Genomic DNA, 17,700 nt, shown 5'->3' with positions numbered 1-17,700 from the left:
TTTTTTATGGTTTTAATTTAGGTGTCCCAGGAGGGGATTTTTAGTACTTTTAGGCATGTTCGTTCTATGAGAAAGCCAAATAAAAGTGGTAAGATAAGTGTTCAGGTAATCGAGAAAGTTAGAGGGAAATACAAAAGTTGCCAAAACGATTGGAAGTAGTTCCATCGAGTCCGAAGTTGAAAAAGCTTGTAATTTGAGAGCAATGGATTAAAGAGTATAAAGGTAATCTTGAGATACCGTTTAATAATGAAGAACAGATTGCCGATTCTGTCCTTGATCGGGTAGAAAATTACTGTTTCTGGAACAGAGTTACTTCGATAAGATATTCAACGATATCGGGTTCAATGTTATCAATGATGATATTTTTAGATGGTTGGTCTATTCACGAATCTGTTTTCCAGCCAGCAAACTGAAACTTGTGATTATTTATCCACTTATCATGGTCTTGAATTCCAAGTTCAGGATCTATATAGGTATATGGATAAGCTTTTTACAATAACTACAAGGAAACAGTTCAGTTGATCAGTTTTGAACACACAAAGAAGGTATTAGGAGGTAGCATTAATATCGTTTTTTATGATGTGACAACTCTCTATTTTGAAGTGGATCAGGAAGATGATTTGAGAAAAACAGGTTTTTCCAAGGAAGGCAAGCATCAAAACCTCAGATTGTCTTGGGCTCTTGCTGGTCTGGAAGGCTATCCTCTATTTATGAGATCTTTGAGGGTAATAAGTTTGAAGGACATGTCAATATTCCAGTCATAGAAACTTTCAGAAGAAAGTACAGTCTACCCGCTCCAATTGTTGTTGCAGACTCAGGGTTATTATCAAAAAGAAATGTTCAAGAATTACGTAAAAATGGATATGAGTTTTATTTTTAGAGCAAGACTGAAAGCATCATCAGATAAAGCAAAGAGAAGGTATTGGCCTAGAACTTGAAAACGGAGAGAGTAGATTACTAGATTGGGAAGAGGAACTTAGGATGGTTGTCAGTTATTCAGATAAAAGAGCAAAAAAAGATAAGGTAAACAGGGAGAAAGGTTTTAAAAAGCTAGAAAAACAGATAAAAACTGGGAAGCTCAACAAAACCCACATCAACAATAGAGGCTATACCAAATACCTCAAAATGGATGGAGAGGTAAAGATTGCCCTAGACATGGAAAAATTTGAAAAGGATGGGAAATGGGATGGTCTCAAAGGATATATCACAAATACTGACTTGGATAAAGACAAAGTAATTGAGAATTATAATAATCTATGGAAAATAGAAAAGGCATTTAGGATAACCAAAAACGAAATAAAGTGAGGCCAGTTTTTCATTATAAACAACGTAGAATTGAGGCACATATAAGTATAGCATTCGTTGCTTACAAAGTATACAAAGAGCTGGAAAGGCAATTATTGGAAAAAGGATCAAAACTCTCATCCCAAAAAGCCATAGAAATAAAGCAAAAAAAGGAATTTATACTGTAGAAGTACAACTCAAATCTTCAGGGAAAAAGCTAAGAAAGACCCTATTTTTGACTGAAAGTCAACAAAATCTAGCGAAAATGTTCGTTTTTGATTTTGGGTGTCCCAGTGTCGAAGCCAGGAGAATGAATTTGAAGCTGATCATTTTGCGAAACCACTTTCAGTGGTCTACCATTAGCCAGCGCATTAAAAAACCCTTTCTGTCAAAACTTCTTCTGATATTGACCCTCACCCTGCCTATGTGTTTATCCACTATTCCCACCCCCACTTTTAAAGCGATTGGAACGGCTTGAGTAGGGCAAATTTTACTGTAGCAACCATAAAACAAACCCAAAACACCATGAAAAATATCCTCCATAAAATGGGCGTCTCTTCTACTTTGCTAAGCCAAGAAGAACAAGACTTCTTAAGGAAAAACGGTTACCTCAACCTAGGTAAACTATTGGACGATAACAGCCTACGAGCCATAAGAAATCGTATCAATGAAATTCTGAAGAAGAGGTGAAGATGCAGGCGTTGAATTGATGAATTCCAAGCATAAGGCATCCTAAAGAGGCAGGAGCATGCAGACTCGGGAACCTAGTCAATAAAGGAAAGTTCGCTTTTGATATCTTTTATACTCATCCCAAAGTTTTGGCGGCAATTAGCCTAGTTCTTGGAGAGCAATTTAAACTTTCCTCCCTCAACTACAGGGCTGCACTTCCTGGCGCAGGCTTACAGAAACTTCATGTGGACTGGCCTGAGTCAATACAAAACCAGGAATTTATGGTTTGTAATTCTATCTGGCTATTAGATGATTTTCATGTAGAAAATGGTGCGACGAGGGTAGTTCCCGGCACCCATCTGAACCCCACTTTGCCTGCAGAAGTAATGAATGACCCGCTGGATTCACATCCCGATGAAAAAATCATTGTAAGGGAGGCGGGATCTGTTGTTATCTTAATTCCCATACTTGGCATGGAGGCACAACTAACCACAGCACCCGCCCAGGAGGGCCATTCATAGCTATTTTTGTAAAAGAGACCAAGTTCAACAGACCGACCAAAGTAAATATATCAAGGAAAGTACACTGGATAGAATATCAAAAGAAGCCGCTTTCATTCTCGGCTTAGAAAAAAATGAAAAATAGATTTCTCCAAACCATTGGAAGATGAAAAAATTAACTGTAAACGAATAAAAATATTTCGGCTACCTACAAATAAACAAAAACCGAAGAATAAGCAATCGGTACTGCATCAATTAAGCTGATTTCCATAGTCTCCACGATGGAATAGGCAATCCTTTCATTATCAGACTCCCATTTCCCACTAACCCGAATGAATTGCTATAAAATTCTCTACAAGGAATCAACTCCATACTAGCAAATTGCAGGCCTCTCCATCCATTTGAAAATAAAACCCTCAGTTGGTCCGAAAAACTCCGATCCCCGAATCGCTTACAATGGCCAATCCATTTAAAGTATTCAGGTTGAAAACATTATATTGCCAAAAAGTAGAACGTGCTTCCATTTTGGAAATAAACTTTGCAATCTTTTAGTTTCAATATCTTAATCAGGTCTTTTACCTCGATTTGAAATAATGCCTATAACGTCAAAATTCTGAACACCTTCAAACTCAGGCAAAAGCTCAATGGACTCTTGTTCAATTTGATCCAAAGTTCCTGCACTTGAATAAATTGCAGACACATTTGAACCTACCGGTAGATCTGTATAATTCCTATAAAAAACATCTTCCGTTCTCATTTCAAAATCCAAGGAATTAATCTCCGCATCTTGGACAACCTTTTCAAATAACCCTACCAAAGGGACGGTAGATGACGCAAACAGTACAATAGTTCCTTGCTCTTGTTTCATCACCAATCCATACCGAGAAAAAAATGAGTTGTATTTTTAGTGGGTAAAATTGAAATCGGTGCTTGATTCTCCCCATTAAAATAGGAATGGTCGATTTCAATAGTTAAAAATGGTTCATATTTAGTTTGGCTCATGAGCTTATGTTTTAAAACTTTTAGTGGCAATTATTTGGTCTTACTATATTTGCACCCCAACCAATCCCATTCCGAAAAACTATTCTTATTCATCGGCATCAGTTAATGGGACAAAATGATGTTGGATGGTATCTGTGGACACCTCCCAAACTCGAAATCCGAAAGGCCGCTTGTCAAAATTTTTGCTAGTTGTTTCACCACTGACAAATTGAATCCCCTCAAAATCATTAATTACCAATTCATGGGTATGCCCGGATAAATAAGCCACTACTCCATTCTCTTTGAATAAACCCAATAACTCAGCACGTTTTGCAGGAGGCAAATTGAAGTATTTTTCTTCTTCATCCGGCCCTTCCAAAAATAAGGGGTAATGACCAATCACGAAAATCGGAGCATTTTTAGCCTTTTGGGCACCTAATGTTTCCCCAAACCAATGATCATGTTTTTTTGATTCATCGGCGACATCTTCCTTCCACAATTGCGTATTGGTCACAACAAAAGAATACCCTTTGTTATCAAAATTAAAATAATCCGGTCCAATGGTTTTTCGGTAATAACTTAAGGAAGAATCATTAGGCACATTTCCTACATCATGATTTCCGGGAGCCACATGACACGGCACATCAAAGCTTTCCATGATTTCTAGAAAATCAGCATAAGAACTGTCGCTTGCATTGTGCACCAGATCCCCGCATATTACAGCAAAGTCAGGATTCATCTCATTGATTTGTACAACTGCCTGTTTAAAAGTTTTTAGATCATGTGCATAGCCCCCATGCCTAACTGAGTATCACACAACTGCACAAAATTGAATGCCTCTTGCTTTTTTTCCGAACATGAGATCCCAAAAACAAATACGGCCAAAAATAAGTAAACATTAAAACGAAGATTCATCCACTAGTAGGTTTGATGGGAGAATAAATAAGAAGTGAAAACCCTATTGACAATAAACAAATATAGTTAAAAGAATTTAGCAATTCTCTTCAATACCATTAAGTTGAGAACCTTTAATAGGCACAATATGCCACCGGCTTTCAAGCAAGCCATAGGAATTCATTAGAGCAAAACACCTTAATCAAAAAAGTCTATATCCGTATAGATCGGGATCTTCATAAGGTTTTGTAGCGCGTCTTCTACCTTCAAATCCTCAAATAAAACCTTGTGAAGATTTTCAGTAATTGGTGCTCTCAGATCGGTGGATTCCAAGAATAAATTTATCAACTTCACTGTATTTACACCTTCCGCAACCTCCTCCATATCTGCCACAATATCTGTAAGTCTTTCTCCTTTGGCCAACCTATAACCCAAAGTAAAGTTTCTCGAAAGTGTGGAATTACAAGTAGTAACTAAATCACCAACACCTGCAAGACCTAAAAATGACTGAGTACTTCCTCCCATCGCCTTACCTAGGTAAACCAATTCTACCATTCCTCTAGAGATCAAAAGTCCTTTGGCATTATCTCCTAGGCCCAAACCGGACAAAGCTCCTGAAGCAATCGCAATGATGTTTTTTAAAACCCCTGACAGCTCTACCCCCACAATGTCTGAGTTTCCATAAACTTGAAAATTATCGGAACGCAATAGGCGCTGTCCTTCTCTAATCACTTCATTATACCTGCTCGCAATCACAGTGGCTCCCGGCTGGTTTTCCAAGAGTTCTTTAGCCAAATTGGGTCCTGCCAAACACCCTATTCTCTCCACAACTGTCTCTTCCAGAATCACCTCACTCATGGTCGAAATATTCTTTCGCCTGATTTTTTTGATATTTCCCAAATCTTTACCTTCAGGAAGACTAAGTGAAAGTCCTTTGGTGCCATGTATTAAAAAATGATAAGGGTGAAGAAAAGGGGCAAACCTTACCATCACTTCTCGGAAAGCAGCTGAAGGAATCATTGGAAACATAACATCACATGAATCACAGATCATCTCAGGATCTGTTGTCGCACGAATACTTTCAGCTAATTTCCTGTTTTTTACCATATGTGTCTCATTGATGGCTTTCACTACTGCCTCATCTCTGGCGTAAACCAACACATTATTTTTTTCAGCCAACAAATTAGAAATTGCCGTTCCGAAACTACCGATTCCAATAACCCCTACCGGTTTATTTTCAGATGATTTTTTCCAATTCATATCCATCAAGTCTGTTATGGTAATAATACAATAAACTTATATCTTCAGTTACTATATTCCCTTCCTCATTCTTCCTTAAGGGTCGCTTTGCATGGTACATTCCTACATTCTGTAACCCGTGCTGAATGATTTCCTCCAAGCTTCTATTTAAGTGTGGTGCCATATGCACTGCTCCCTCTTCTCTTAGTTGCATGATTCTCTCTAGAACACGAGAACAAGCTTCTTTGAAGGTATCATAAGGTAAATAAAGGTCCTCTTCCGGAAGTCTAAGCAAGCTAAAAAGGTCCAATTTATTGTTTTCTTTTTCAGCAATTGGAATGCGGTAAAAGCCACGATATGACTGCTAAAGACCCTGTTTATTTTGTGAAATTCTTCAACAATTCGTGTACCCAATTTTTTGCTATACTCCTCCTCTCGCTGTAAATCCACATTTACTTTCCCGTCTAGCATAAAATAATCTTTACAATCGATACTTCTACCGTGTGCATCCCTACTGTTTCCCTCAGAATCTACATAATTGCCTAATATATCCATGGCTTTGCCTATAGAAACAGAAATATCTGACCCTTTGGTAAAAAACTTCACCAAAAATTTAGAGATTTTGTAGGAGGTAGAAAATTCATCCGATTCACTATAATACCTTTCTTGGCCGGTATAGTCCAAATGCTCCTTGATTAAACTTGGGGCTTCTAAGACAAAATGGTAATTGATGGTGACAGGTACAATAAAAACTTTCCCGTTTTCATCATTCCCTTTCTGATAGTTGGACCGTTGCGCTTCTATGGCAGTACTAAGCAATCCAAGTTTAACTTTGGATTCAATATTACCACTTCGTGAACGTGTTCCACCAGGGAAAAAGAGACTGTGACAACCAAATTGAATGGCTTCTCTGGAGTAAGTTTTTAGTGTTTCAAGGTAGATTTGGTTCTTTTTTCTCCTGTCCACTTTATAGGCTCCCAAGGCATTCATAAAGTAAGCGAATATCCCTATATTAAAGAGGTTCAGTCCTGCGCCATAGATAAATGGGGGCAATCCCAAGGTACTGATGGTCCACCCAATCAAAATACTATCTAAATTGCTAAAGTGGGTAGGTACCATTACGATCGTTCCCTTTGAGGCCAAATCTCTGATTTGATCAGTCTCCCCTATAATTTGTATTTTATCCTGAAGTCTGTATTGGTTACTAAATATTGATTTGAAACCTTTAACTCTCGAAGTATTCAATAATCGGGAGAAACCAAAGGACACCAGCCTTCTCGTCATTTTATAATGGCTGTGTTTAAAATTACTCGCTATTTCTTCAGCATACCTGCTTGTAATTCGCGTAAGCACTTCATAATACCTCGCTTTCTTTTTTTGATCATCTAGTTGTTGTTCGGCATCCATGGCCAAGAGAGAAGCCTTTACTTCTGCCCAAAACTCCTCTTCGTCTTCCGGATCTACAGCCCAAGAATTTTGTTTGATCCTCATCCTTTCTCTAAAAAGAGTGACTTCAAGTCCTTCTTTTATTGCCTGTAACTGATTCCCAGTAAGCCCCTTAATATTCTTAACACTAGACGTCACCACCTGGTGAATAAATGCTTTGCGGCTTTTACTTAATTTCACCACAGGCCATTCATCCTTCTTCGGAAGTATAGGTTCATACTTGTGTTTGATATAGTCGTCGGTCAAGTTTATGCAGTTTAGTTGATCAAAGATAACCAAAAATAAAATTCATTTGCAGAATTATCATTTGACCGGCTTTGTCAATGGTGGAATAGATTGTATTATTGCAACATCTAAAGCTCAAATGAATCAAGATTTAAAGCAGATACAAGCCCCGATAGCCACCGAGATGGCCGATTTTGAAAAGAAATTTCGCACTTTCATGCAAAGTAAGGTGAAATTATTGGATCATATTACTCAGTATATCGTCCGGAGAAAGGGAAAACAGATGCGGCCGATGTTTGTTTTCCTGACCGCGGGAGTGAGTGGTTCGATTTCAGAATCTACCTACCGAGGTGCCGCTTTGATTGAGTTATTGCATACAGCCACTCTGGTACATGATGATGTGGTGGACGATGCAAATTATAGACGAGGATTTTTTCTATCAATGCCCTGTGGAAAAACAAAATTGCTGTCTTGGTAGGAGATTACCTCTTATCAAGAGGCCTACTTTTGAGTGTTGATAATGGTGATTTTGATCTACTTAAGATTGTCTCCAACGCTGTAAAAGAAATGAGCGAAGGCGAACTTTTGCAAATATCAAAAGCAAGAAAACTTGACATTACAGAAGATGTCTACTATACCATTATCCGTCAAAAAACAGCCAGCCTTATTGCTTCATGCTGTGCTGTGGGTGCTGCCACCACAGGTTCCTCTGAGGAAACCATCGAAAAAATGCGGCTTTTCGGAGAAAAAGTAGGCATGGCTTTTCAAATCAAAGATGATCTTTTTGACTATGGGGAAGATGTGGTTGGAAAACCTGTTGGCATAGACATTAAGGAGAAAAAAATGACTCTACCCCTTATCTATGCCCTCCAAAATGCTTCTTGGGTAGACAGAAAAAAATAATTTATAAGATCAGGAATAAAAGTGAGAACAAAGGAACGATCAACGAAATTATAGATTTTGTCAAGAAATCCGGTGGGCTTGAATACGCGCAGAAAATAATGAACAATTACTACCAAGAAGCATTGGCCCTCTTGGAAAACTTTCCCGAGTCTCCCTTCAAAAATTCTTTGGCTACACTGGTAACTTATACCATTGAAAGGAAAAAATAAGGCTTAAAGCCTCTTTATCCTAAATAATCGAAAATCTTACGGGAATTCCTCCCACTTTGACTCCATGTAAAATTCCTATCGATTTATAAGGTCGAAACTCCCTCAAAATCTGGCCTACATTGCATAAAACCTATGATTAACCCCCTATTAACAGCTGATTTATAGCCAATTGCAAGCCCCTTCTCATGCTATTATTTTTTTATAAAATAATTGTGTTTCTAGTTAGTTTTGGATACTTTTATAGCAATGTGGTAAAAAGTGGGGCAAAGTGGTAAAAAGTGTTTAGCTATTTACTACTTTTGTAATCAATTAGCAGGAAGATCAGATATGGCATCATTCACCGGTGAGTTTGAGTGTAAACTGGATGCCAAGGGCAGGTTGGTTTTGCCTTCAAAAATGAAGTTTACCCCTGAATCCTTGGGTCAGGAAATGATGCTACGCAAAGGTTTGGAGCCATGTCTTGAATTGATACCTATGGTCGAAGTAAAAAAAGACCATAGCAAACTTGCTAGTCTTGATGATACAGATGATGAAGTAAGGTTTTTCAAGAGATCTTTTTTTAGAAGGGAATCTCCTGTTGAATTAGATGCCACAGGAAGATTTGTTATCAGCAAAACCATGTTACGTCATGCTAAATTGGAAAAGGAAGCTATAGTGATTGGCATAGGTACAAAGATTGAAATATGGAACCCGGAATGTTATGATGAGTTCATGGGTAAAGAGGAAGAAAAATTCAGTGATTTAAACAAAAAATTCTTAGGTAGAAGTGCATAATACAGCTTACCATATTCCCGTAATGCTTGAGGAATGCCTTTCAGGGTTAAACATTAACCCCAATGGCATCTACATAGACCTGACCTTTGGTGGAGGAGGGCATTCTCGTGGAATTTTAGAAAAGCTGGACAAGGGGCACTTGTATGGTTTTGATCAGGATCCTGATGCAGAAAAAAATGCTCCGAATGATGAAAACTTTACTTTTGTCATGGCAAACTTTCGTGACTTACGTCGGTACTTAAAAATATACGGGGTAGATAAAGTCGATGGAATTTTGGCAGATTTAGGCGTTTCTTCTCACCAAATAGACGAACCTTCTAGGGGTTTTTCCACAAGATTTGAGGGTAAATTAGACATGCGTATGAGTCAGTCCGGTGATTTGTCGGCTGCAAGTATATTGAATACGTATGATGAGCAATCTCTTCATAAGATTTTTGGCATTTATGGGGAAATTAAAAACGCAAAAACCCTTGCCAGAGCCATTGTGTCGGCCAGGGCAAATACCCCTTTTGATTCCATTCCGGAGTTTAAAGATCTTCTTGACAAGTATGCTCCGAGAGGAAAATATGCCAAATATTCAGCACAAGTATTCCAGGCATTGCGGATAGAGGTTAATCAGGAAATGATTGCGTTGGAAGAGATGTTGGAACAAAGTACCAAGTTGTTAAAAAAAGATGGGAGATTGGTAATAATGAGTTATCATTCCTTGGAAGACCGTCTGGTTAAAAACATCATCACCAAAGGAAAACTTCATGGTGAACTTGAGAAAGACTTTTATGGTAATCCTGTCCGACCCCTTGAACCGGTCAGCAGAAAGCCAATCATCGCAACACAAGAAGAGATTGACACCAATAAAAGAGCTAGAAGTGCCAAGTTGAGAATCGCTAAAAAACTTTGATCATGGGAAGAAATACTTTTAAAAAACCGATTAAGTCCTCCCGGGAGCAAAAAAATCGAAATTCAACCCTTTTGCCTTTATTGAGCAAAAGCTTGACATGAGTGCAATTGTGGGGGAAAACGTTCCAATTAAATTGGTACTCCCACTGCTATATGCCTCTTTTCTGGCAATGGCTTATATATGGAGTAATTATAAAGCTGAAAATACCATCCGGAAAATAGATCGGCTTCAACAAGAAGTAGAAGACCTTCGGGCTGATGTTACTACTTTGGAAGCGGAATACATGTTTGCAAGTAAACAATCTGAAGTAGCAAAAAAAATACAGCCATTAGGCATTATTGAAATTGAAGAACCGCCACAGAAATTAATATTGGAAAAGTGAATATAAAAAAATCCATATTGCTCCGTGTAAGGCTTTCCTTTTTGGCAGTAACACTTATTGCCATTTCTATTTTTTATAGAATTGGTGTAATTCAGGTTGTTGAAGGTGACAAGTGGGCTCAGTTGTCTGAGGAGATCAACTTGCAATACCGGCCTGTAAAAGCCACAAGGGGGAATATCTATGGTGCAGATGGTAGTCTTTTGGCTACGAGCCTTCCATTTTACAGGGTGGCCCTAGATCCTTCCATTGACAAAAGCCCGGACTGGAAATCAAGTGTAGACTCACTTTCCAGAAACTTGGCTGCATTTTACAAGGACAGGTCAGCGAATGCTTATAAAAGAATGATTCTCGACGCCCGGAATGATGGTAAGAAATATTTGATTCTAAATAGAAGACAAATAAACTACCAAGAAAAATTGACCATGTCCAAGTGGCCTATCTTCAAAAAAGGAAGAATGGGAGGTGGAGTTATATTCGAAAAAATTGACAAACGATATCGCCCATTTAAAAATTTAGCCGGAAGAACAGTCGGCTTTTTGAATGAAGATCAATATGGAGCAGGTTTGGAATACAGCTTTAACGAATACTTACAAGGAAGAAATGGGGAAGCTTTGTTTCAAAAAATCGTCGGTGGAAGTTGGAAGCCTCTGCATGATGCAGATGACATCAAACCTACAGATGGTTTTGATATTGTCACCACCCTTGATGTCAATATCCAAGATGTAGCGGAATCTGTGCTCTTAAAACAGCTTATCAACAAGGATGCTGCCTTTGGTTCGGTGATTGTAATGGAAGTAGCCACAGGTCATATTAAGGCCATTGCCAATTTGGAAAAAAACAAGCAGTCTCACGGCTATGGAGAATATTACAATTATGCTGTAGGAGAGCAAGGATTGACAGAACCGGGATCCACTTTTAAGTTGCTATCAATGATGGCATTATTGGAAGAAGGCAAGATCAATTTAAACGATAGTGTAGACACCGGAAATGGAAGTTATAAATTTTATGACCGATACATGAGGGATGCCAAGCGCGGTGGCTATGGCATGCTGAGTATTAGGGAAGTATTTGAAAAGTCTTCAAATGTTGGCATTTCAAAGTTGGTAGATGAACATTTTGGTCATCAGCCCCAAAGGTTTATCGATTATATTGAGAAAGCAAAACTTGACAAACCTCTTGGTTTTCAACTTAAAGGTGAGGGTATCCCCTATTTCAAGCACCCTGATGATAAAAATTGGTACGGAACTACCTTGCCATGGATGTCTATCGGTTATGAAATAAAAATAACACCGCTGCAAACACTTACTTTATACAATGCCGTTGCCAATGGAGGAAGAATGGTAAAGCCAATGATTGTGCAACAAATCTCTAGAGGCAATAGCATTGAAGAAGAATTTGAAACAGAAACACTGACAAGAAGTATCGCCTCCAATAAAACAATAAACACTCTACAGGACCTTCTTAAAGGAGTGGTTGAAAAAGGAACTGCAAGCAATATTTCTACGGACACATATTCCATTGCAGGAAAAACGGGAACTGCACAGAAATTAATCAATGGCCGGTATACCCAAAAATATTATACGTCTTTTGTGGGTTATTTTCCTGCAGAAAAACCTAAATACAGTGCCATTGTGGTTATTGACAGTCCCAAAGGTTTCAATGCCTATGGAGGGGATATTTCAGCGCCGGTATTTAAGGAAATTGCAGATAAAATTTATGCCCAAGACATGAACATCCAACAAATTGAAACCAAGGATGAAAACATTGTCCGGGCAAACAATGAGGAATTCCCTTATATCAAAGCCGGGAAAGCTGCTGAGTTGCAAATGATTTGCAACAGCATGGGTATATCTAACCACTATGCAGGATCTGAAACTTGGGTGAAATCGAGTATTTCCAACAAGTCCATTCAATGGGTCGGGAATACTGTCGAAAAACCTTTGGTACCTGATGTAACCGGCATGACATTAAGAGATGCCTTGTATATTTTAGAAAACAAAGGGTTGAGAGTGGAATTTTCAGGTTCAGGAAGAGTTAGCACTCAATCCTTATCCAAAGGCACTCCCTTCAAAATTGACCAAATCATAAAATTATCATTGAGTTGAGCCAACAGTTAAAGGACATATTGTACAAAGTTTCCCTAGTCTCCACCAAAGGAAATATGGAGGTAATGGTATCCCAATTGACATTTGACAGTAGGAACGTGAGTCCGGCTGCTGTTTTTATTGCCATTCCGGGAACACAGGTAGATGGTCATACTTTTATAGAAAAGGCAATAGAAAAAGGTGCCAAGGCGATAGTATGTGAGCAACTACCGGAAAGACTGGTAGATGACATCACCTATGTACAGGTGCTTGATGCTGCCAAATCCTTGGGCTTAATGGCTGCCAACTTTTATGATCACCCTTCTGAAAAATTAAAAGTTGTTGCCGTCACAGGCACCAACGGAAAAACAACCACAGTTACTTTATTGCATCAATTGTATACAGAAATGGGCTATTCTGCGGGTTTAATTTCTACAGTTGAGAATAAAATCAAGGAAAAAATTATTCCTGCGAGCCATACCACTCCTGATGTTATAGCTATTAATGAACTGCTAGTGGAGATGATTAATGAAGGCTGTTCTCATTGCTTTATGGAAGCTAGTTCACATGCCATCGTGCAAGAAAGAACTGCCGGTTTGAAATTTGCCGGTGCTTTATTTACCAACCTCTCCCATGATCATCTAGATTATCACGGTGACTTTAATCATTATATCTCAGCAAAGAAAAAATTATTTGACGAGTTACCGAAGGAAGCTTTTGCCCTTGTCAATGCAGATGACAAAAGAGGCTTGGTGATGGTGCAAAACACCAAAGCAAATAAATACACATTTGCATTGAAATATCCAGCGGATTTTAAAGCCCGGATCATTGACAATTCCATTCAAGGATTGGAGATGGATCTGGGAGGAAAACCAGTATGGTTTAGGCTAACAGGAGAATTCAATGCTTATAATCTTTTAGGTGTTTTGGGGGTAGCCCAACTATTAGGAGAAAATGAAGAAGAAGTATTGCGGCAGCTATCTATGCTAAAAGGAGCTGTAGGTAGATTTGACCTTTTTGTCCAAGGAGGAATCACCGCCATAGTAGATTATGCACATACACCCGATGCCTTGGAAAATGTTTTGAAAACAATTCAAAAATTGAGAACCGGAACTGAGACCCTAATTACAGTAGTAGGCTGTGGAGGCAATCGAGACAAGAGTAAAAGACCCATCATGGCTAAAATTGCATGCAAATTTAGTGAGAAGGTGATCCTTACTTCTGACAATCCTCGAGATGAAGAACCAATGGTGATCATCAATGAAATGGAAAAAGGGTTAAGTCCCATAGATCAAAGAAAAATATTGTCCATGGAAGACAGAAAATCGGCTATAAAAACCGCTTGCCACCTCTCAAAACCGGGAGACATAGTACTGATTGCCGGAAAAGGTCATGAAACCTACCAAGAAATAAAAGGAGTGAAACATCCCTTTGACGACAAAAAAATAGTAAGTGAATTTTTAAAGCTTTTATTCAAGGATTAAGATGCTGTACCACCTTTTTGACTATATCGACCAAACTTTTGATTTGCCCGGAGCAGGCGTATTCAAATACATCTCCTTCAGGGCGGGCATGGCTGCATTGGTTTCCTTGCTAATCACCATTACCCTCGGAAAAACCATTATCGACTGGATAGGAAAAAATCTATTGGAGAAACAGTTAGAGAACTTGGGCTTCAGGGCCAACTGGAAAAAAAGGGCACTCCAACCATGGGAGGAATCATGATCATGGCGGCCATTGTGATTCCTACTCTCTTGTTTGCTGATATCTACAACGTATACATTATCCTTTTGCTGGTCACCACACTTTGGTTGGGAGGAATTGGATTTTTGGATGATTATATCAAAGTCTTTAGAAAAAACAAAGAAGGTTTAGCCGGTAAATTTAAGATTGTAGGTCAGGTCAGTATAGGGATCATCGTTGGCATCACCTTGTACTTCCATGAAGATGTGGTGATAAGGGAATTTCAGGAAAGTGTATCTATTGAAGAAGGAGTTGTTGCTACCCCTTCTTTTGAAGATGTAAAATCCATGAAAACGACCATTCCATTTCTAAAAAACAATGAGCTCAATTATGATGTAGTTTTCGGGTTCTTGGGAGACAATTTTACCCCAATATTGTACATCATTCTTGTGATTTTTGTGGTAACTGCCGTTTCTAATGGAGCCAATATCACTGACGGTATTGACGGCTTGGCAGCCGGTACTTCTGCTATAATAGGGCTTACCATCGCCATATATGCATATATCAGTGGAAATGTCACTTTTTCTCAATACTTAAATGTGATGTTTATCCCCTACTCAGGAGAATTGGTAATTTTCTGCTCTGCCTTTGTAGGAGCATGTGTGGGCTTTTTATGGTACAACTCATATCCTGCACAAGTTTTTATGGGAGACACCGGAAGCCTTATGATTGGTGGGGTAATTGCCGTGCTATCTCTCACTTTAAGAAAAGAATTACTACTACCTGTATTGTGTGGAATTTTTCTTATCGAATTACTTTCAGTCATAATTCAGGTCGGTTACTTTAAATATACAAGAAAAAATTTGGTGAAGGCAGAAGGGTCTTTTTGATGTCCCCATTGCATCACCACTATCAAAAAATGAATATCCCTGAAGCAAAGATTACCGTTAGGTTTTGGATTTTGGGAATCTTGTTTGCAATCATGGCATTGGCAACATTAAAGTTAAGGTAAATGCAGAAGACAGTTATTTTAGGATCCGGTGAAAGTGGCTTTGGGGCTGCTTTGTTGGCCCATAAGCATGGGCACAGGGTTTTTGTGTCTGATGCAGGTAAGATTGCCGCTAATAAAAAAGAGGCTTTTAAAGAAAAAACATCGCCTTTGAAGAAGGCCAGCATAGCATAAACCTTCTATTGGATGCGCAAACGGTCATCAAATCTCCAGGTATTCCATATAGTGCCCCCTTGGTGGTAAGGTTAGTAGAAGCCGGCATCCCTGTGATAGATGAATTGGAGTTTGCTTATCGCTTTTCAAAAGGAAAAGTCATTGCCATTACAGGAACCAATGGAAAAACTACCACATCCTTACTCATCTATCACTTGATGAAAAGGGCAGGAATGGATGTAGGCTTGGGAGGAAATGTAGGGCAAAGCTGGGCCTTGCAATTGGTGGAGAAAGATCACAGCTGGTGGGTACTAGAAGTAAGCAGTTTTCAAATTGAAGGTTTTATCGACTTAAAACCATCCATTGCGGTGCTATTGAATATTAGCCCGGACCACTTGGACAGGTACCATTATTCTTTAGAAGAATATGCAGCTGCGAAAATAAAGCTTACCGAAAGGATGAATGCTCAAGATCATTTTGTGTTTTTTGAGCCGGACAGCAATATTTCGGAAGCCATGAAAAGCCAAAAAGGCAATCCTACGCTTGTCCCAATAGGGCTTGAAAACCTTAATGGAACTAAGGGATATATTGAAGATAATAAATTGAATCTGGCGATTAATGGACTTAATTGGTCTTGGCCGACGAATGAAATGGTGCTTAAAGGGGAACATAATTTTATCAATTCTCTTGCAGCCACAATGACTGTAGTATTGGCTGGAGCTGACATGTCAAAAATCGGTCCGGCCCTCAAGGACTTCGTCAATGCAGCCCATAGAATGGAACAGGTTGCCACCATAAATGGAGTAAAGTTTATCAATGACAGTAAAGGCACCAATGTTGATGCTACGGCATTTGCTCTTGGAGCTTTTCAGGAACCACTCATCTGGATTGCCGGTGGTGTGGATAAAGGAAATGATTATAAGCTTCTGGATGATAAAGTAATCGATCATGTCAAGCTACTGATATGTTTAGGCAAAGATAACGAAAAGCTAAAAATTGCTTTTTCCGGAAAAATACCCTGCATATTAACCACAGAAGACATCAGAGAGGCGGTGCAGTGGTCATTAGAAAATGGTAGTGAGGGAGATGTTGCCCTTTTATCTCCGGCATGTGCAAGTTTTGACTTGTTTAAGAATTATGAGGACAGAGGGGATCAGTTCAAGGAGGCTGTAATTACATTAAAGAATAAATAGCAATGACTAAAGTAAAAATCTGGCTAGAAGACAATTTAAAAGGCGACCCGGTAATCTGGGGAATCGTCCTGCTATTGTCTTTGATCAGCATCTTGGCTGTTTATTCAGCTACAGGTTCACTTGCTTACAGAAAAATGGGGGGCAATACAGAAGTCTACCTTTTCAAGCACAGTGCTTTGATTTTCGCCAGTATTGTGGTCATGTGGGCAGTACATAACATTCCCTATAAATATTTCTCAAAGCTGAGTCTTTTTGCGCTTTGGGTAAGTGTTCCATTACTTATGATCACTTACCTCTTTGGGTCAACTATTAACGAGGCGAACAGGTGGCTTACTGTCCCAATTATTAATCAAGCTTTTCAGCCTTCTGACTTGGCGAAACTTGCATTAATATCTGCGGTAGCAGGCATGCTGGCCAAGAGGCAACGAAAAATAACAGATATTAAAGGAACATTTATTCCAATTATCATTTGGATAGGCATCATTTGTTTGCTTATCGCTATTGCCAATATGTCTACGGCAGTCATGTTACTTTCCACATGTCTGTTGCTAATGTTTATTGGCCGTGTTCCCTTAAAATACCTATTGGTGGTATGCATGGTGGGTGCTTTGGTACTAACTACCGCCATTTTAATGGGGCAAAGAGGAGGAGTTTTCTTTTCAAGGATTGAAAGATTTATGAATGACGATCCGGCCGAGATCCCTTTCCAAGCAAAACATTCTTATATCGCCATTGCCACTGGAGGCATTTCGGGAAAAGGTCCGGGAAATAGTGAGCAAAGGAACATTCTTCCACACCCCTATTCTGATTTTATATATGCCATTATTGTGGAAGAATACGGGATGATTGGAGGTGGTTTTGTGCTTTTCCTTTACCTGGCTTTGCTTTATCGCGGCATGCGTGTAGTTGCCATTTCCACCAGACCTTTTGGTGGCTTGTTATCAGCAGGCTTAAGTTTCTCATTGGTTATTCAGGCCATGATTAATATGGGGGTAGCAGTGGGGTTGGTACCTATCACAGGTTTACCATTGCCAATGGTGAGTATGGGGGAACCTCATTAATATTCACAGGTATTTCTCTTGGTATTATCTTGAGTATAAGCAGGGGCGATCATGAAGATGCCTTTTTAAATGAACAAAAATCGGTTCCAAGAAAAGTTAAAGTAGCTTGAAAT

12 protein-coding genes and 6 pseudogenes are annotated in these 17,700 nt (G+C 39.0%); 13 read left to right on the top strand and 5 right to left on the bottom strand.

The window, feature by feature from the left end; translation table 11 throughout:
- Nucleotides 1-66: 66 nt before the first annotated feature.
- Nucleotides 67-1,561: pseudogene (locus tag WG932_RS26765) on the top strand (IS1634 family transposase); the annotation flags it as partial.
- Nucleotides 1,562-1,629: 68 nt separating this feature from the next.
- Here the strand turns inward: WG932_RS26765 and WG932_RS26760 are convergent.
- Complete coding sequence (locus WG932_RS26760) at nt 1,630-1,827, bottom strand: hypothetical protein (RefSeq protein WP_483088768.1); 198 nt, start codon at nt 1,825-1,827, stop codon at nt 1,630-1,632.
- On the opposite strand from WG932_RS26760, the gene WG932_RS26755 reads away from it, so the two are divergent.
- Together WG932_RS26755 and WG932_RS26750 are read left to right on the top strand one after the other, a co-directional pair.
- Complete coding sequence (locus WG932_RS26755) at nt 1,759-1,974, top strand: hypothetical protein (protein WP_483085953.1); 216 nt, start codon at nt 1,759-1,761, stop codon at nt 1,972-1,974. The genes WG932_RS26760 and WG932_RS26755 overlap by 69 nt on opposite strands.
- Before the next feature lie 128 nt (nt 1,975-2,102).
- Nucleotides 2,103-2,474, top strand: coding sequence for a phytanoyl-CoA dioxygenase family protein (locus WG932_RS26750; protein WP_483085952.1), 372 nt, complete (start codon nt 2,103-2,105; stop codon nt 2,472-2,474).
- A gap of 541 nt (nt 2,475-3,015) precedes the next feature.
- Here WG932_RS26750 and WG932_RS26745 read toward each other — a convergent pair.
- The 4 genes and pseudogenes from WG932_RS26745 to WG932_RS26730 all read right to left on the bottom strand — a co-directional run bounded on the left by WG932_RS26745 (nt 3,016) and on the right by WG932_RS26730 (nt 7,259).
- Nucleotides 3,016-3,321, bottom strand: coding sequence for a hypothetical protein (locus tag WG932_RS26745; protein WP_483085951.1), 306 nt, complete (start codon nt 3,319-3,321; stop codon nt 3,016-3,018).
- A gap of 219 nt (nt 3,322-3,540) precedes the next feature.
- A pseudogene (locus tag WG932_RS26740) lies at nt 3,541-4,221 on the bottom strand (metallophosphoesterase); the annotation flags it as partial.
- Nucleotides 4,222-4,526: 305 nt separating this feature from the next.
- Nucleotides 4,527-5,588, bottom strand: coding sequence for an NAD(P)H-dependent glycerol-3-phosphate dehydrogenase (locus tag WG932_RS26735; protein WP_041935142.1), 1,062 nt, complete (start codon nt 5,586-5,588; stop codon nt 4,527-4,529).
- A pseudogene (locus tag WG932_RS26730) lies at nt 5,566-7,259 on the bottom strand (1-acyl-sn-glycerol-3-phosphate acyltransferase). The gene WG932_RS26735 and the pseudogene WG932_RS26730 overlap by 23 nt, the downstream one beginning before the upstream one ends.
- A gap of 118 nt (nt 7,260-7,377) precedes the next feature.
- On the opposite strand from WG932_RS26730, the pseudogene WG932_RS26725 reads away from it, so the two are divergent.
- From WG932_RS26725 to WG932_RS26680, 10 genes and pseudogenes are all read left to right on the top strand, one after another.
- Nucleotides 7,378-8,350, top strand: a pseudogene (locus WG932_RS26725) (polyprenyl synthetase family protein).
- A gap of 327 nt (nt 8,351-8,677) precedes the next feature.
- The gene (gene mraZ / locus WG932_RS26720; protein ID WP_483085950.1) at nt 8,678-9,124 is read left to right on the top strand and encodes a division/cell wall cluster transcriptional repressor MraZ; all 447 of its coding nucleotides are present in this window, start codon (nt 8,678-8,680) and stop codon (nt 9,122-9,124) included.
- A complete protein-coding gene (gene rsmH, locus WG932_RS26715) occupies nt 9,117-10,022 on the top strand; it encodes a 16S rRNA (cytosine(1402)-N(4))-methyltransferase RsmH (protein ID WP_014020768.1) in 906 nt (301 codons plus the stop codon). Before mraZ ends, rsmH begins: the two co-directional genes overlap by 8 nt.
- Before the next feature lie 97 nt (nt 10,023-10,119).
- Nucleotides 10,120-10,404, top strand: coding sequence for an FtsL-like putative cell division protein (locus WG932_RS26710; RefSeq protein WP_483085949.1), 285 nt, complete (start codon nt 10,120-10,122; stop codon nt 10,402-10,404).
- Nucleotides 10,401-12,509: a penicillin-binding protein gene (locus WG932_RS26705; protein WP_483085948.1), complete on the top strand. Its 2,109-nt coding sequence runs from the start codon at nt 10,401-10,403 to the stop codon at nt 12,507-12,509. The genes WG932_RS26710 and WG932_RS26705 overlap by 4 nt, the downstream gene beginning before the upstream one ends.
- On the top strand, nt 12,506-13,972 hold the full coding sequence (locus WG932_RS26700) for a UDP-N-acetylmuramoyl-L-alanyl-D-glutamate--2,6-diaminopimelate ligase (RefSeq protein WP_483085947.1): 1,467 nt from the start codon (nt 12,506-12,508) through the stop codon (nt 13,970-13,972). Before WG932_RS26705 ends, WG932_RS26700 begins: the two co-directional genes overlap by 4 nt.
- A gap of 1 nt (nt 13,973) precedes the next feature.
- Nucleotides 13,974-15,183, top strand: a pseudogene (mraY, locus tag WG932_RS26695) (phospho-N-acetylmuramoyl-pentapeptide-transferase).
- Nucleotides 15,184-15,354 (top strand): hypothetical protein, encoded by a 171-nt coding sequence (locus tag WG932_RS26690; RefSeq protein ID WP_483085946.1) that lies wholly within the window; start codon nt 15,184-15,186, stop codon nt 15,352-15,354.
- 8 nt (nt 15,355-15,362) lie between these two features.
- Nucleotides 15,363-16,526 carry a UDP-N-acetylmuramoyl-L-alanine--D-glutamate ligase gene (murD, locus tag WG932_RS26685; protein WP_483085945.1) on the top strand — a complete coding sequence of 388 codons (1,164 nt, stop codon included), beginning with the start codon at nt 15,363-15,365 and terminating at the stop codon, nt 16,524-16,526.
- 2 nt (nt 16,527-16,528) lie between these two features.
- A pseudogene (locus tag WG932_RS26680) lies at nt 16,529-17,697 on the top strand (FtsW/RodA/SpoVE family cell cycle protein).
- Nucleotides 17,698-17,700: the final 3 nt, after the last annotated feature.

This window comes from Cyclobacterium sp. SOCE241, assembly GCF_056867545.1.
The sequence above is the reverse complement of the archived record's forward strand: the minus strand, read 5'-3'. Positions and strand labels throughout refer to the sequence as shown.

Bases quoted from the DNA above. Each gene is read 5' to 3' on its own strand.
- WG932_RS26760 (WP_483088768.1), bottom strand. From the start codon at position 1,827: ATGGAGGATATTTTTCATGGTGTTTTGGGTTTGTTTTATGGTTGCTAC.
- WG932_RS26745 (WP_483085951.1), bottom strand. From the start codon at position 3,321: ATGAAACAAGAGCAAGGAACTATTGTACTGTTTGCGTCATCTACCGTC.
- WG932_RS26735 (WP_041935142.1), bottom strand. From the start codon at position 5,588: ATGAATTGGAAAAAATCATCTGAAAATAAACCGGTAGGGGTTATTGGA.
- mraZ (WP_483085950.1), top strand. From the start codon at position 8,678: ATGGCATCATTCACCGGTGAGTTTGAGTGTAAACTGGATGCCAAGGGC.
- WG932_RS26710 (WP_483085949.1), top strand. From the start codon at position 10,120: ATGAGTGCAATTGTGGGGGAAAACGTTCCAATTAAATTGGTACTCCCA.
- WG932_RS26690 (WP_483085946.1), top strand. From the start codon at position 15,184: ATGCAGAAGACAGTTATTTTAGGATCCGGTGAAAGTGGCTTTGGGGCT.